This is a genomic window from Streptomyces sp. NPDC005574 (genome assembly GCF_040605435.1).
Lineage (GTDB): Bacteria > Actinomycetota > Actinomycetes > Streptomycetales > Streptomycetaceae > Streptomyces.
In genome coordinates this window covers 155,165-169,418 of record NZ_JBEXCW010000008.1, presented here as the reverse complement: position 1 = coordinate 169,418, position 14,254 = coordinate 155,165, and the positions used below count along the sequence as shown (strand labels likewise).

General features: G+C 73.9%; 9 protein-coding genes and 1 pseudogene. 2 read left to right on the top strand and 8 right to left on the bottom strand.

From position 1 onward, the window contains the following. Positions 1 to 206: 206 nt before the first annotated feature. Both ABZT03_RS08960 and ABZT03_RS08955 read right to left on the bottom strand, forming a co-directional pair. Positions 207 to 1,172, bottom strand: a complete 966-nt coding sequence (locus tag ABZT03_RS08960) for a Rieske (2Fe-2S) protein (RefSeq protein WP_356035543.1) — start codon at positions 1,170 to 1,172, stop codon at positions 207 to 209. Positions 1,173 to 1,550: 378 nt separating this feature from the next. Then, a pseudogene (locus ABZT03_RS08955) lies at positions 1,551 to 1,916 on the bottom strand (LamG-like jellyroll fold domain-containing protein); the annotation flags it as partial. 190 nt (positions 1,917 to 2,106) lie between these two features. Between ABZT03_RS08955 and ABZT03_RS08950 the strand changes: the two are divergent. Beyond that, positions 2,107 to 2,949 (top strand): hypothetical protein, encoded by an 843-nt coding sequence (locus ABZT03_RS08950; RefSeq protein ID WP_356035541.1) that lies wholly within the window; start codon positions 2,107 to 2,109, stop codon positions 2,947 to 2,949. A 66-nt stretch (positions 2,950 to 3,015) separates the two neighbouring features. Here the strand turns inward: ABZT03_RS08950 and ABZT03_RS08945 are convergent, their stop codons facing one another. From ABZT03_RS08945 to ABZT03_RS08930, 4 genes are all read right to left on the bottom strand, one after another. Continuing rightward, a complete protein-coding gene (locus ABZT03_RS08945) occupies positions 3,016 to 5,241 on the bottom strand; it encodes a bifunctional serine/threonine-protein kinase/ABC transporter substrate-binding protein (RefSeq protein ID WP_356035538.1) in 2,226 nt (741 codons plus the stop codon). A 156-nt stretch (positions 5,242 to 5,397) separates the two neighbouring features. Further along, positions 5,398 to 7,986, bottom strand: coding sequence for a bifunctional serine/threonine-protein kinase/ABC transporter substrate-binding protein (locus ABZT03_RS08940; protein WP_356035536.1), 2,589 nt, complete (start codon positions 7,984 to 7,986; stop codon positions 5,398 to 5,400). Beyond that, a complete protein-coding gene (locus ABZT03_RS08935; protein ID WP_356035533.1) occupies positions 7,986 to 8,783 on the bottom strand; it encodes a hypothetical protein in 798 nt (265 codons plus the stop codon). Before ABZT03_RS08935 ends, ABZT03_RS08940 begins: the two co-directional genes overlap by 1 nt. A 402-nt stretch (positions 8,784 to 9,185) precedes the next feature. Continuing rightward, complete coding sequence (locus ABZT03_RS08930) at positions 9,186 to 12,065, bottom strand: AAA family ATPase (protein ID WP_356035530.1); 2,880 nt, start codon at positions 12,063 to 12,065, stop codon at positions 9,186 to 9,188. Positions 12,066 to 12,216: 151 nt separating this feature from the next. On the opposite strand from ABZT03_RS08930, the gene ABZT03_RS08925 reads away from it, so the two are divergent. Next, positions 12,217 to 13,038: a MerR family transcriptional regulator gene (locus ABZT03_RS08925; RefSeq protein WP_356035528.1), complete on the top strand. Its 822-nt coding sequence runs from the start codon at positions 12,217 to 12,219 to the stop codon at positions 13,036 to 13,038. Between the two features lie 224 nt (positions 13,039 to 13,262). Here ABZT03_RS08925 and ABZT03_RS08920 read toward each other — a convergent pair whose 3' ends face one another. Together ABZT03_RS08920 and ABZT03_RS08915 are read right to left on the bottom strand one after the other, a co-directional pair. Continuing rightward, positions 13,263 to 13,541, bottom strand: coding sequence for an SHOCT domain-containing protein (locus ABZT03_RS08920; RefSeq protein ID WP_356035525.1), 279 nt, complete (start codon positions 13,539 to 13,541; stop codon positions 13,263 to 13,265). A gap of 52 nt (positions 13,542 to 13,593) precedes the next feature. Next, positions 13,594 to 14,046 (bottom strand): DUF6325 family protein, encoded by a 453-nt coding sequence (locus ABZT03_RS08915; protein ID WP_356035523.1) that lies wholly within the window; start codon positions 14,044 to 14,046, stop codon positions 13,594 to 13,596. Positions 14,047 to 14,254 lie beyond the last annotated feature (208 nt).

Genomic DNA, 14,254 nt, shown 5'->3' with positions numbered 1-14,254 from the left:
CTGAATGAGTGGCCCTCCGCATACTGCTGGGGGCGACCACCGGACCGGAAGACCTCGTGCACCACAAATCGCGCCAGACATCCGATGAAAGCGGGGATGCGGTCGAAGGGATGGAGGTCCTTGCGCGCGCTGTGCAGGTCATTTGACGTTCCCTGGAGCGCCCTGGTTGCTGACGGCGTGCAGGTCATCGGGTTACTGGCGGTGGGTCAGGCCGTGTTGCGCTGCCCCTGACGTGTGTCCGTTCCCGCTCCGGCCGACCGTGTCTCCGCTCGCTGGTCGCCTCCCTGGTGGTCCTCGCCCCCCTGCCGGCGCAGGCGCACCTCGATGTGGCCGTCCGTGATCCGGGTGTCGAAGGCGGGCTGCGGCGCGGTGGCCGGACCGCGTACGTTCCAGCCGTCGGAGAGCCGGAAGACGCTGCCGTGCCAGGGGCAGCGGACACAGCCGTCGCTGACCGTGCCCTGCGACAGCGGTCCCGCGAGATGACTGCACCGGTCGGCCAGGGCGTGAACGCTCCCTCCCGGTTCACGCAGAACCAGCACCGGCACGTCGTCCACGCCGCGCCGCACGGGCCGGCCGGCCGGGAACTCGTCCACCGGGCCGACCCGGTGCCATCCCTCGCCGACGAGGTGCGGCACCTCTTCGGCGTGGTTGGCACCCGACGCCTGGCGGTACGCCATGTGGCCGCCCAGCGCGCCGCCCGCGCCCACGGCCGACAGACCGGCCAGGGTCAGAGCCTTGCCGACGCCCTCCCGGCCGCGCAGGCGTGCCACGAGCGAACCGGTGAGGAAGGACACCGCCACCGTGTTCGCGACGGCGTGCACGACCCCGACCCGCTGCTGCTCACGGTGCAGCTCGGCCCAGTCGGCCCAGCCCGACGCGACGGCCGGGGCGGCGGCCGCCAGGCCCACACCGATCAGCACCCGCGCGCTGCGCCGGCCCGTCCCCGGCAGCAGGTCGCACACGGATGCCGACAGCCAGGTACCGACCGGTACCTGCACCAGCAGCGGATGCACGGGGTGGCCGAGCCATCGCCCGTGCAGGACGTCCCGGCCGCGGCCCAGGGGCACGGACCGCACCGCTCGCTGAAGGACGTCGATCAACCGATCGGCGCCGTCGAACCGCTCCAGGCGGTCCAGCGCCGACAGCACACGTCCAGGACCCTGCTGTGTCATCGCGTCTCCCGGCGTATCTCGTGGGCCTCGCTCGTACGGGCCGAGTAGCCCCGCCCCGTCGGCGAAAACCCCGCAGGTCCACGTGGTGGCGCCGCCGGGCGGGAGGGCCCGCCCGGCGGCGCGGACCCGGACGCCGCGACACCTTCCGCTTCCCCCGCGTCAGGTCCGCGTGTCGCACCGCCTCACCGCGGCCGCCCCCGCGTTCCGGGTGGTCATCCGCCCCGCGGTACGGCACGGGCTCCCTCCGGCGGGAGCGGGCACCGCCCGCCGACGGGCCGGCGCCCGCCGCCCGCCGACGACCGCCGGCCTCCCGTCGGGCACCGGCAGGAGGCCGGCGGCGACGACGCCGTGACGGCGGCGACCGTCACCGGCGACGGCTCAGCACAGGCACGGGTCCGTGCCCCAGCCGAGGCCGATGACGTCCCCGTCCCTCAGCGCGCCGGAGTAGGCCTGCACCTCGTCCACGTCACCGTGCAGGTACTCGCCCCAGCCGTCGCCGAGATGTGCGCGGCCGATCTGGAGGGCGCCGCCGCTGTGCCAGCCGTCGGGCAGGCTCGCCGTCGCCTCCGCGTTGGTCACTCCGTCGAGATACAGCTTGATCGTGTCGGTCGCGTCGTCGTAGACCACGGCGAGGCGATGGCCGGAGCCCTCACCGCCGTCCGCGCCCTCGATCTGCGAGACCACCCTTTCCGGCGCCCCCACCTCGTCCTTCTCCGGCATCACCAGCTGCCAGGTGTGCGTGGCCCCTCCCCGACACCGGCTCGCGGGCGAACCCACCATCGCGCCGTTCGGTCGCAGCGGCCGGCGCCATGCTCGGCTACGTAGTTCCACGGATGCACGTGCGGGTTCCGTGATGGCACACTGCGGCATGTCAAGGAGGGCCGGCCCGGGGGGAATTCGGGCCGGTCCGTCTCGTACTACGTGGGGAACTCCTATGCGCCTACGCGCCGTGTCCGCCCTCGCTTCCGGCGCCGCCGTTCTCGCCGCGCTCGCTCTTCCCACCGCCGCCCAGGCGCAGCCGCAGCCCGGCGCGGTGGCGGGACTGCGTGCCCTCGCCGTGCAGCCCGGCACGGTGATCGGCAACGCCAAGTTCAGCAACGCCGTCGTCAACGGCGGCAAGAGCGTCGTCATCGGGGCGACCGCCAAGAAGAGCTTCAAGGTGACGTACGACGTCTACGACGAGAACGGTGTGGTCCTCTCCCAGGTCTTCCTGTGGCAGGGCACCGACAGCTCCGACGTCAACGGCATCACCGGCGGTCTGGAGGCGGACGACGCTGCCGACTGCACGGAGTCGACCACCAGGACCGGCTTCTACAGCTGCGAGGCCACCTTCACCGTGGACCCGCGGCGCGATCTGGCGGGGAACGGCGTGGCCGGTACCTGGAAGCTGCTCCTCGGCGTCTATGACCTCTACGCCAACGTCAGCACTGATGACGACGTGACCAGGACGCTGATCAAGCGCGCGTCGAAGCTGACCGCCGACGCCTCGCCGGAGCCGGTGAAGAAGGGCAAGACCATCACGGTGAAGGGCAAGTTGACCCGGGCCAACTGGGACACCGGCACCTACCAGGGCTACAGGGGCCAGACCGCGCACCTGCAGTTCCGCAAGAAGGGCAGCAGCGTCTACGGCACCCTGAAGAGCGTCACCAGCGGCACCGGCGGCGTCCTGACGGCCACCACCGTGGCCAAGGAGGACGGCTACTACCGCTTCGTGTACGCGGGGACCAAGGCGACCGACGCGGCCAAGGCCACCGGGGACTTCGTCGACGTCAGGTGATCGGCGGACTGCCCCCTGTGCGCCGCCGGGCCCGCCGGCACCGCGGGTTTGGCGGCGCCGCCCGGCTCAGCCGGTGGCGGCCCGGTACTGACCGAGGTATCCGAAACGGTCACCGGCCGCCCGGAACAGGTACAACCCGTCCGTGCAGTAACTGGCGCTCGCAGAAGTCCAGTTCAGCCGCCTGGTGATGCCCCGGTAGTCGGTGTCGCGCAGCCGGTCCACGAGTGCGCCCCGGTCGGTGCGCAGGGAGCCCAGGGTCGTCATCGCGCGGGCGACGAAGAGGGTCGCGTCGTAGGACTCGGCGGCGTACCAGGGCGGCGCGGCCCCCTGGAACCGGGCGCGGTAGGCGGCGTTGAAGGATTTCGCGGCGCTCACCCGGGTCGGGTCGACGAAGGTGCTGGCGAAGACCCAGCCTTCGGCGGCGTCGCCGGCCGAGGTGAGGAAGGCCGGGGCGAGAGCGCGCTGGGTGGCCAGCCGCGTCCCCCGGAAGCCGGCGGCCCGCAGGGCACGGGCGAACCTCGCCGCACGCGCGGGCCCGCCGGTGAACACCACCGCGTCCGCCCCCGACCGAGTCACGTCCCTGGCAAGGGCGTTGAAGGCGCCGGCGGTGTCGTCCCCGGCTGCCAGAGTGCGCCGACGGGTGGCCGGCCCGGAGCGCAGCGCCTCGCTCACGCGGGTGCAGATCTTCCAGCCGAAGTCGCCTTCCGCCGCGTCGTCGATCAGGACGGTCTCCTGTGCCCGGGCGGTGCGGGTCAGGTACGCCACGATCGGGGCCGCCAGGTAGGAGTCGGAGGGGCGGGTGGCCGCGTACACGCGGTAGGTGGTCGCGGACACGCTGTCGAGTCCCACGGACACCGAGACCAGGGGAAGCAGAGCCTTCTGGTACCGGTCGAGGGCGGCACTCGCGCACGCGTCGGTGGTGGGCCCGATCACCGCCCGGACCCGGTCGTCGTCGGCCAGCCGTCGCGCGATCGCCTCCGCCCGGGCGGTACCGCCCGCGTCGTCGTTGACCTCCAGCGCGAGCTCGAAGGCGCGGCCAGAGCGGGAGTTGGCGTCGTCGACGGCGAGTCGTACGCCGTTCTCCTGTGCCCTGCCCGCCGCCCTGTCGCGCCCGCTCAGATCGGCGTGGAGGGCGATGACGAGCCGGGGAACCCCCGTGCCGGATGCCCGGGGTGAGGCGTGCCCCGGGCGCCTCGCGGACCACCAGGCGGCCGTTCCCCCCGCGGCCACCACGCCGGCCCCCGAGCCGAGCACCAGGAAGCGGCGCCGCGTGGAAGCGGGCGCGAGCTCCTCCGGGCGGGGCAGGGCGGGGAAGGGTCCGCCGGCCACCGGCGCGGACACCTCGGAGGCCGCGGCGACGCCGGAGGCCGCGGAGATCTCCGTCGCGTCCACGGCGGGCAGCGCGAGGACGGCGGCCGAGCGGCGTGCGATCAGCCGGGTGAGCGTCTCCGGCGACCAACTCCCGTTCCCCTCCCCGCCCGTGCCTCTCGCCCCGTCCAGGGTCCGCCGCACCTCGGTCACGCCGGGGCGGGCGGCGGGATCCTTCTCCAGGCAGTCCCGCACCAGGGGCAGCAACGCCACCGGTACGCCGTCGAGGTACGGCTCGGCCCGGACCGTACGCATCAGCACCTCGGCCACCGCGCCCCGGCCGAAGGGGCGTTCGCCCGTCACGGCGTACACCAGGAGACAGCCGAGCGAGAAGACGTCACTGGCCGGTCCGATCTCCCGGCCCCTTCCCTGGGCCTGCTCCGGGGAGAGGAACCCGGGGGAGCCGACCACCATCCCGCTGGCCGTGAGGGCCGTGTCCTCCGGCATCCGGGCGATCCCGAAGTCGATCATCCGCGGACCGTCGACCGCCAGGAGCACGTTGCCCGGCTTGACGTCCCGGTGCACCAGACCCGCTCCGTGCACGGCGGCCAGCGCCTCCGCCAGCCGGGCTCCGAGGAACCGCACCGAGGCGTGGGGCAGCGGTCCGCACTCCTCGACCGCCTCCGCCAGCGAGGGGCCCGGCACGAACTCCGTGACCAGCCACGGTGATTCGGCGTCCGGGTCCGCGTCGAGCAGCGGCACCACCCAGGGGCTGGAGACCCGGCCCCCGGTCTCCACCTCGCGCCGGAAGCGCGCACGGAAGCCGGTCTCGTCCGCGTAGCCGCCACGAATCACCTTGACCGCGGCGAGCGAGCCACCGGTGGAGCGGGCCAGATACACGACACCCATGCCGCCCGCGCCCAGCCGGCGCAACAGCCGGTACCCCCCGATCCGCGCCGGGTCCGAGCCGCGCAAGGGTTCCATCAACGCTCCACCATCGCTCCGTGAGTGGTGACCGACGCCCGGTCGGCGCCGCACCGCGACCACCGGTCACCGCCGCGGTGCCGCATCGATGTCTCGTCAGCGTCCGCCCAGTCTCTTCGGACGGTCACGCCCAAGTGGACTCTTCGGACGGATCGCTCAGGTGGACACCTGGAAGGGTGCCGCGCCCTGGTAGCGGAAGCGCCCGCCGGTCACCTTCCACAGGAAGACCCCGCCGCCGTCGATGACCAGAGCACCGTTCTTGTCGAACGCGAAGTTCTTCGTGATGCCCTTGTACGTCGTCGAGCGCAGGGCGGTCGTGAGCGCCTGGCGGGTGACGTGCGAGGTGGACGGGGTCTTCAGGGTCGCAGCCACCAGGTTCGCCACGTCGTAGGACTCGACGGAGTACCGCTCCGGTTCCGCGCCGAAGTGTTTGCGGTAGGCGGCCGCGAACGCCGTGGCCAGGGGAGCCGCCGAGGCGTCCATGACGGGCGCGACGATTACCCAGCCCTCGGCGGCGTCCCGGGCGGCGGACAGGAACCGGTCGTCGAGCACCGCCTGGGCGGCGGTCCGGGCTCCTGGGAAGCCGCGGGCCTTGAGCGCCCTGGCCAGCAGTGCCGCCCGGTCGTGGTAGCCGGCGAAGACCACGGAGTCCGCGCCGCCGTCGAGAAGCGCGTCGAGGGTTGGTCCGAAGTCGGTCCGCAGCGCGCTGACCACCTTGGGCACGGCCGGCTGTCTGTTGTTGCGCAGGACCTGGCTGAGCGTGCTGCTGAGCTCCCAGGCGTAGGCGTCCGCCGCCCGGTCGTCGACGATGCCGACCGTGCGGGCTCGGGCGGTGCCGCGCAGATAGGCGTCGAGGTAGAACGGCAGGATCGTGTCCTTCGCGCGGGCGTGCAGAATGGTCCGACTGCCCATCACCGTCAGCACGGTGGCTCCGGGTGACACCGGGATGACGGGCAGCAGCGCCGCGTCGTACGTCGCGAGCGCGGCCTGCCCGGTGGCGTCCGTGGTGGGACCGACCACGGCCAGGACGGAACGGTCGGCCACCAACTGCTGAGCCGCCGACGGTGACTTGGCCGGGTCGCCGCCGTCGTCCACCGTCTTCAGGGCGAGGGTGAAGGGCCTGTCCGTACGGGAGTTGAACTCGGCGACGGCGAGCCGCAGCCCCTTCTCCTGCGCCCGGCCGACCGCCTTCTGGTCACCTGTCAGGTCGGCGTGCAGTCCGAGGGTGCGCACGGGCCGGGCGGCCGTCGAGGCCGAGGCGGAACGCTTGCCCCCGCTCCCGCCTCCGCCGGAGAGCGCGGCCCACGCGGCCACACCGCCGCCGGCCGTCACGGCCACCGCGCCGCCGGCCATCAGCAGCAGACGGCGTCGGCCGGGCGTACGGCTCTGCGGGGCGGCGGGCTCCGGAGCGGGCGCGGGCGCTGATGTGTCGGCCGGGGTGCGGCCGTCCGCCGGGGAGTCGACCTCGGTGTCCTCGATGCCGGGCAGCGCGAGTCCGGCGGCCGATCGTTCGGCGATCAACCGGATCAACGGTTCGGGCAACCAGGCGTACGCGTCACCGGAGTCGTTGTCGGGGACCTGCTCCTCGGCTCCCTGGCCGGGCGCGTCCGCGGGCGCCGTGCGCGGCACGCCGTGCCCGTCCGGGGCGTCCGCGGGCGCCCGGAGGGCCTCCCGGGGGTCGGGCGGTACGTCGTTCGGGCCGGGGCGCAGGGGGATGGTGGCCGGATCGGCCTCCGGTACGCCGTCCCGCGGAGTGCGGTCCTGCCCCGAGCCGGCCTCCTCGACGCTTTCCCGACGGGAGCCACCGGAGCCACCAGAGGCACCGGAGGCACCGGAGGCGGCGGAGGCACCGGGGGCACCGGAGGCGGCGGGGGCACCGGGGGCGGCGGAGGCAGTCGAGGCGGAAGCTGGACGGGCGGCCGGATCGCCCGTCACGGGGGCCGGCGCCCCCGACAGAGACTCCGCCAGCGCCCCGGCTGTCGGCCGCAGCCGTGGGTCCTTCGCCAGGCAGCCGCTGACCACCTCGGCGAGCTCGGGCGGAACGCCCTCCAGGTCCGGTTCGTCGTGCACCGCCCGGAACAGCAGCGCGTCGAGCCGGCCCGTGCCGAACGGAGGCCGGCCGGTGGCGGCGTGGGCCAGCACGCAGCCCAGCGAGAAGATGTCGCCGGCCGGTCCCAACTCCCCTCCGCCCTGCGCCTGTTCGGGGGCGAGGAAGCCGGGGGTGCCGACCACCACGCCGGTCGACGTGAGCGCGGTGTCCCGCGGATCGCGGGTGACACCGAAGTCGATCAGCCGGGGTCCGTCGAGTGCCAGCAGCACGTTGCCCGGCTTGACGTCCCGGTGCACGAGTCCCGCGGCGTGCAGGTCGCCGAGTGCCTGGGCGAGCCGGGCTCCCAGGGTCCGGACGGTCCGCACGGGCAACGCCCCGTGGGCGGTGACGGCCTCACCGAGCGAGGGCCCGGGCACGAAGACGGTGGCCAGCCAGGGCGCCGTTGCCTCCGGGTCGGCGTCCACGAGGGCGGCCACCCACGGGCTGGTCATCCGGCGGGCGGTGTCCGCCTCCCGCCTGAACCGCTCGCGGAAGTCGGCGTCCTCGGCGTACTCCTCGCGGATCACCTTCAGCGCGACGAGCGAGCCGCCGGCCGAGCGGGCCAGGTACACCACGCCCATGCCGCCCGCGCCGAGGCGCCCGAGCAGGCGGTAGTCCGCCAGTCTGGCCGGGTCGGACGTGCGCAGCGGCTCCATCACTTCTCCTTCAACTGCTGCTGGACGCGGGTCAGCATCTGCGCGAGGGCCGTGGTGCCCAGTCGGTCGAGTTCCGGCTGTGTCCACCCCTTCGCGCCCGTCACGGAGACGGCCGCGACGACCGTGCCGACGCGGGCGACCATCCACCGGTACGGCTGGGCGCCGCCGGACGCGCCGGTGTACGTGCCGGCTTCGAGGACGGAGGCGTCGGCGTACTGCTGCTCGCGGGCGCCGAAGGGGGTGCCGAGGGACATCAGCCCCGTGATCCGTTCGTCGGCCCGCAACTGCTGGCGGGCGCAGCGCAGCACGTTCTCCAGGGTGGTGCCCAGCTGGTCGTCGGCACCGAGGACCGAGGCGTGCGTGGTGACGGCGGCCGTGACGTCCACGGTGCCCTTGCCGCCGTCGGCCGGCAGACGGCTGTACCGGGACGTGCTGGCCAGGACACCGCGCGGGAGCTTCTCGCGTTCCCAGCGGCAGCCGGCGTCCAGCACCGGCCAGGTTCCGGGTGTGCTCGCGGCCGGATTCTGTGCCGTGAAGCCGCGGCCCCAGTCGGTGGGAGCGAGCACGACGGAGTCGGCGAGTCTCCGTGCGGCCCCGGCCGTCCGGGGGACGAGGTCGGCGGCGGGGGTGAAGGCGGCGGCGTCCGAGCCACCCGAGGGTGTGCCCGTGGTTCCCGGTGAGGCACCGGGAGAGGGCGAGCCGCTCTGCCGGGAGCCCCCGTCGTGCGTCGCCTCGGCCGGGTGACGGGCACCGCCCGCACAGCCTGCCAGCAGACCTCCCGCCACCACGAGGGACACACAACTTCCCACCACACCTCCGGTGTTGCTTTTCACCCGGTCCCCTCAGAGCTGCTCGTGTCGTCCGGCTCCCGAACGTAGACGGCCGCGGGTGAAGCGGCCTCGGTGGAAACACGTAACCGGGCACGCATTCCCGCATCCCGGCGGTACGGGTTACGTGGTTTCACGGATGCGCCCGGCCCCACGCCACGGCAGACTGGGGAGGTCCGCCCGGGCGGCACGGCGCACGCTCGGGCCCCGCGGACCACGAAGGGGAGTCCTGTGCGACCGGTGACCGGCGAGCGTGCCTCGCGGGTTGTCCGCCCGCCCGCGCTCACCCCGCCGGCCGGAGTCCTCCGACCCGCGAGAGCCGTCCGGCCGTCCGGGGCCCACAGCGCGGGGCGCTCACCTCGTGCCGGTCACTCACGCCCCGGCGCCGAGCCCGATGCGGGTCATCAGACCGGTCAGCGCCGAGCGGGACGGCAGCGCCAGCTTGCGGTACACCGACGACAGATGCGTCTCCACCGTACGGCGGCTCAGGTGCAGTCGGCCGGCGATGTCCTGGTTGCTCAGACCCTGCGCCAGCAGCCCCGCCACCTCCAGCTCACGGGCCGTCAGTTCCGCCAACTCCGGCGGGACCGAGGGGGTTTGCTCCATCACCTGCGGGCGGACCAGCTCGGCCAGGTCCACCAGCAGGCGTGCGCCGCCGCCCTCGGCGATCCGGTGGGCGCGATGCCACGCGGCGGCGGCGCGCCGACCCTGCCCGGCGCGCCGCACGAGGGGCGCCACGCGCAGCAGGGAGTACGCCTCCCACAGGGTCTGGCCGCAGCGGGCGTACTCCTCGACGGCCGCGTCGAGGAGACGGACGGCCTTGTCGATGTCGCCGCGCTGCTCGGCCAGCGAGGCCTCGGCCCGCAGGGCGGCCGCCCGCTGACCGCCGAGGCCGAGCCGCCTCGCCTCGCGCGCCGCCTGAGCGGCCCAGCGTCCCGCCTGGTCCAGGTCACCGGCGGCGAGCGCGGACCCCACCAGGGTGTCCAGCTGTCCGGGACGGATCGACGGTTGCAGCAACGGGAGTTCGCGTCCCCCGCCGGCCGTCATGAGGGACTCCTGGGCGCGGTGCGGGTCGCCGCTCACGTACGTCGCGTGCCCGAGCATGCACCAGGCCAGGGCGGACCACCAGCCGGTGGTTCCGCTCGTCGCCGCGACGGCCTCCTCCCCGGTTCGCAGGGCGCTGTCGTCCCCGAACGGCCGGGCCAGCAGCAGCACCAGCGTCTTGATGGCGAGGGCGAAGGCCAGAAGGTCCCGGCTGCCCGCGGCCCGCGCGAGGGACTCCGCCTCCTCGGCGGCCTCCAGCGCGGACGGCAGCCGGCAGGTGCTGAGGTGGACGAACGCCTTGCTCGTCAGCAGATGCGGCAGGACGTGCAGCCGGCCACCACGGCGGGCGATGTCCAGGCCCCTGGTGAAGTGCCGTTCGGCTTCGGCGTAGCGCTCCAGCAGTGCTTCCGCCCAGGCCAGCCAGCCCAGCGACTCGCACAGGTCGGTGAGGCCGGGGTCGGTCAGCGCGTCCACCAGCCGGGCCGCCTCGTCGGCGAACGCGGAGGCCGCCGCCGTCTCGCCCTCGTACGCCTCGCCGAGGGCCGCCAGTGCCAGGGCCGCCGCCTCACCCGCGGGGTCGTCGTCACCGCGCGCGATGGAGACGGCCTCCGCGACCTCCGCGCGGACCTCGGGATAGGTCGCGGTCAACAGGGCGGACATGCCGAGGGCGAGCCGCAGCGACACCGCCTGCCCGGGGTGCGGGCCCGGATGCCGGGACAGCTCCCGGCGCAGCAGCGCGGTGGCCTCGGGGGAGTGCCCGAGGTGCCGCTCCATCACGGCGCACTGGGCGACGGCCTCCGTACGCAGGTCCGGATGGTCCTTGCCCGACGCCTCGATCAGCGTGTGCAGCAGGTCCCGGCTCTCGCGCAGGTTCCCGCTGACGCCGAGGGCGCGGGCCCGCGCCAGGACGAGTTCGCCGCGCCGCCGTACGTACTCGGACGTGGTCGGCATGTGCCCGAGGACGACACCCAGCAGGTGGGCGGAGGTGGCCGGCGCGGTCGAGGCGTACTGGGCGGCCGCCTCGCCCAGTACGGCCGCAGCCTTCGCGTCCCAGCCGGTCATCGACCGCTCGATGTGGTGGGCCCGCTCGGTGGCGGGAGCGCCACCGGCGGCCAACTCCCGCGCCACCCGGCGATGCAGTTCGGCTCGCCGTCCGGGCGCCGTGTTCTCGTGGACGAGGGCCCGCACGAGGGGATGGCGCAGCACCCACCGGCCGCCGGGCCCGGCGCGCAGTACGTCCCGCGCCACCAGGGCGTGCGTCCGCTCCTCCACGGCCCCGGCCGAAAGACCGGTCGCCGCGCCCAGCATGACGGGCGTGGCATGGTCGCCGAGGACCGCCACCGCCTCGGCGACGCGGCGCTGGGGTTCGGTCAGCGTGGTCAACTCGTCGAGCAGCAGCGCCGCGAGCCCGCCGGGCACACCGACCGCATCCGTCGTGCCGGCGTGCGCCGTGATGCTCGGCACGGGCGCTCCGCCCCGGTGGGCGTGCAACAGGGCGAGCAGATAGAGGGGGTTGCCCTCGCTGGCGGCGAACAGCCGCCTCGCCTGGTCCTCGGGGACGTCGGCGGCCAGCGCACGGAGCGACTCGCCCTCGGGCAACGGCCCCAGGTCGAGGTGCAGTACGACCCCGTCGTCGGCGCCGCGTGCCAGCGCCGCGGTCAGCGGCGTCGGGGTCTGCCGGGCCCGCCGTGCCACGACCAGCAGGACCCGGCCGCGCGGGGGATGCCGGATCAGGTGGTCCAGGAGTTCCCGTGACGCGGGATCCGCCCAGTGCAGGTCGTCGATGGCGAGCACCAGGCCGCGTTCGCCCAGGCGCGCGAAGAACGCTGCGATCGCACGGTGCAGTCCGAAGCGGGCCGCGGCCCCCGCCCCGGACGTGTCGTCGTCCGGCGCGTGCCCGACACCGTGCAGCACCGACTCCGCCTCGGCGAGCACCGGATCCGCCGCCGGGGAGCGGGGATCGGCGTCGGCGAGCGCGTCGGTGAAAGCCTGCAGAGGGACATGCTGTTCGTACTCCGTGGCCCGCCCACGCAGCACCGTGAACCCGGCCAGGCGGGCACGGGCACACACCTCGCCGACCAACCGGCTCTTCCCGATACCGGGTTCACCGGCGATGTCGACGACCGACGGCACCCCGGGTCCTCCGAGTCCGGCGAGCAGGGCATCCAGCCGCACGAGTTCCGCCGCTCTGCCCACCAGTTCCGTCACGCCCGCGCCCCCGCCTACGACTTGCCCGCTTTGATCGACCTCTGTCCCCCGACAACCCTAAGGTCCCCCCACCCCGCCACGACGCGCGGGCACCGCCACGGGACACTTCCTTGACCCTCACACCGTGTCAGGCGGTCGACTCGGAGACATCATGTTCACCATCGGAGACTTCGCCCGGCACGGCCGCGTCTCGGTCCGCATGCTGCGTCACTACGACGCGATCGGGCTGCTGCGCCCGGCCCACGTCGACCCCGCCACCGGCTACCGCCACTACACCGCCGCCCAACTGGCCCGCCTCAACCGCGTCGTCGCGCTGAAGGACCTCGGCCTCACCCTCCAGCAGGTCCGGGAGATCCTCGACGAGAGGATCACCACCGGCGAACTACGCGCCATGCTGCGGCTGCGACGGGCCGACCTGGAGGCGGCGATGGAGGCCACGGCCGGCCGCCTGGCGCAGGTCGAGGCGAGACTCCGAGCGATCGAGAGCGAGGGGCACATGCCCAGCAACGATGTCGTCCTCAAAACCGTCCCGGCCGTGCGGGTCGCGGAGGTGACCGCGACCGCCGCGAGCTTCCAGCCGGAGGATGTCGGCCCCGTCATCGGACCGCTCTACGACGAGCTGTTCCGGCGTCTGGGCGAGGCGGGCATCACACCCACCGGACCTGGCATCGCCTCCTACGAGGACGCCCCGGAGGGAGACGGCCGGATCACCGTTCACGCCGCCGTGCAGGTTTCCGCCCCGCTCCGCGACGGCGGCCTGCGCATCCTCGACCTGCCGTCCCTCGACCTGGCGGCGACCGTCGTCCACCGCGGCCCGATGGACAGCGTGCTGCCCACCGCCCAGACCCTGGCCCGCTGGATCGACGCCACCGGCCACCGGTCCACGGGCTACCCCCGCGAGATCAACCTGGAGTGCCCGGAGAACCGGGAGGACTGGGTGACGGAACTACAGGCCCCCGTGATCCGGGTCTGAGCGCGACACCTGCGCGCTGTCGGCGCCGACAGCGCGGCAGTACGCACTGGTGGGCAGGCCCTGGCCGGCACTCCGGTCGCGCGCTGACCCTGGGCGTGGTTCATCTCCCTGTGGAAGTGAGCCTGCCCGCGGCGCCGGCGCGCGGGCAGCACCGACGGCCGCTGACGGTGGTGGAGGTCAGCGGCCGGAGCGTTGACGGGCGGGCTCGCGCCGCGCGCCGTCCGTCACCCGTAGAGGATGCGGTGCTTCTGCTCCTCGAACTCGGCATCGGTGAGCACGCCCTGCGTCTTGAGTTCGCCGAGCTGCTTCAACTGATCGATCTTGTCGCTCATGTCGGGTGCGGCCGGTTCGGCCGGGGCCGCCGGCTGCGGTGCGGGCTCGTCGTAGCCGCCCTGCTGAGCCGCCCAGCGTCCCTGCTGGCGGCGTGACACACGGTTGGAGACGGCGGTCGCCGTGCCGGCGACGACGGCGGTACGCGCGACGCCGCGGAGTAGACCTGGCATTGCTGTTTCCCTTCTGCTGCGCGGACGTCGGGACGTCGGGTCCGGGCGCCGCTCAGTGAGCGGCTTCGGTCGCGTCGAGGGACTCGAGCGTGTCGAGCAGGGCGGGCACGGGGATCCGCCCGGAGGCGACCATCCGGGCGCCGCCGCGGCGCAGGGCGGTGGCGAACGGCGCGGCCCACAGGTTCTCGTAGACGAGGATGCCGGCGGAGCTGCCGGGCTGCAGCGCGGTGCCCGCCTCGGCGATGTCGTCCTGGTCGAGGAGGCCGGAGGACGCGCCCTCGAATACCGCGAGGTCGAGCTCGCCGTCCCCCGTGAGGTCGGCGATCTCCATGCCGGTCACGGAGCCGTCCTCCTCTTTCCTGACGAAGAGCAGGTCGAGGATTCTGATCAGGCCCCGGTCCACGAGATCGACCAGCAGGGGGAACCCCTCGCCCGTCATCCGGTTACCGGGGAACTCGACGACGAGATAGTCGATCGGGCCCACTTCTTGCAGTTCGTCGCTCACGGCGTCACCTCTGGTGCTCGCGGCTCCCCTGGGCACCCCCTGTAGGGCAATTCCACCACCGGAGTGTGGGGGCCGCACTTCGGTGGTGGTGGGGTTGCGCCTGGTCCGTGAGTGACAGCCGTGACGATGGCTTGCGACGGCGACAGCACGGGCGGACCACCCGGGCGGCGCGAGTGGCGTGCGGGATCCCTGTGCCGCTCTTAGTCTG

Excerpts from the sequence above, each read along its gene's own strand:
- ABZT03_RS08960 (WP_356035543.1), bottom strand. The coding sequence starts at position 1,172 with ATGACACAGCAGGGTCCTGGACGTGTGCTGTCGGCGCTGGACCGCCTG.
- ABZT03_RS08920 (WP_356035525.1), bottom strand. The coding sequence starts at position 13,541 with ATGCCAGGTCTACTCCGCGGCGTCGCGCGTACCGCCGTCGTCGCCGGC.
- ABZT03_RS08940 (WP_356035536.1), bottom strand. The coding sequence starts at position 7,986 with ATGGAGCCGCTGCGCACGTCCGACCCGGCCAGACTGGCGGACTACCGC.
- ABZT03_RS08925 (WP_356035528.1), top strand. The coding sequence starts at position 12,217 with ATGTTCACCATCGGAGACTTCGCCCGGCACGGCCGCGTCTCGGTCCGC.
- ABZT03_RS08950 (WP_356035541.1), top strand. The coding sequence starts at position 2,107 with ATGCGCCTACGCGCCGTGTCCGCCCTCGCTTCCGGCGCCGCCGTTCTC.
- ABZT03_RS08945 (WP_356035538.1), bottom strand. The coding sequence starts at position 5,241 with ATGGAACCCTTGCGCGGCTCGGACCCGGCGCGGATCGGGGGGTACCGG.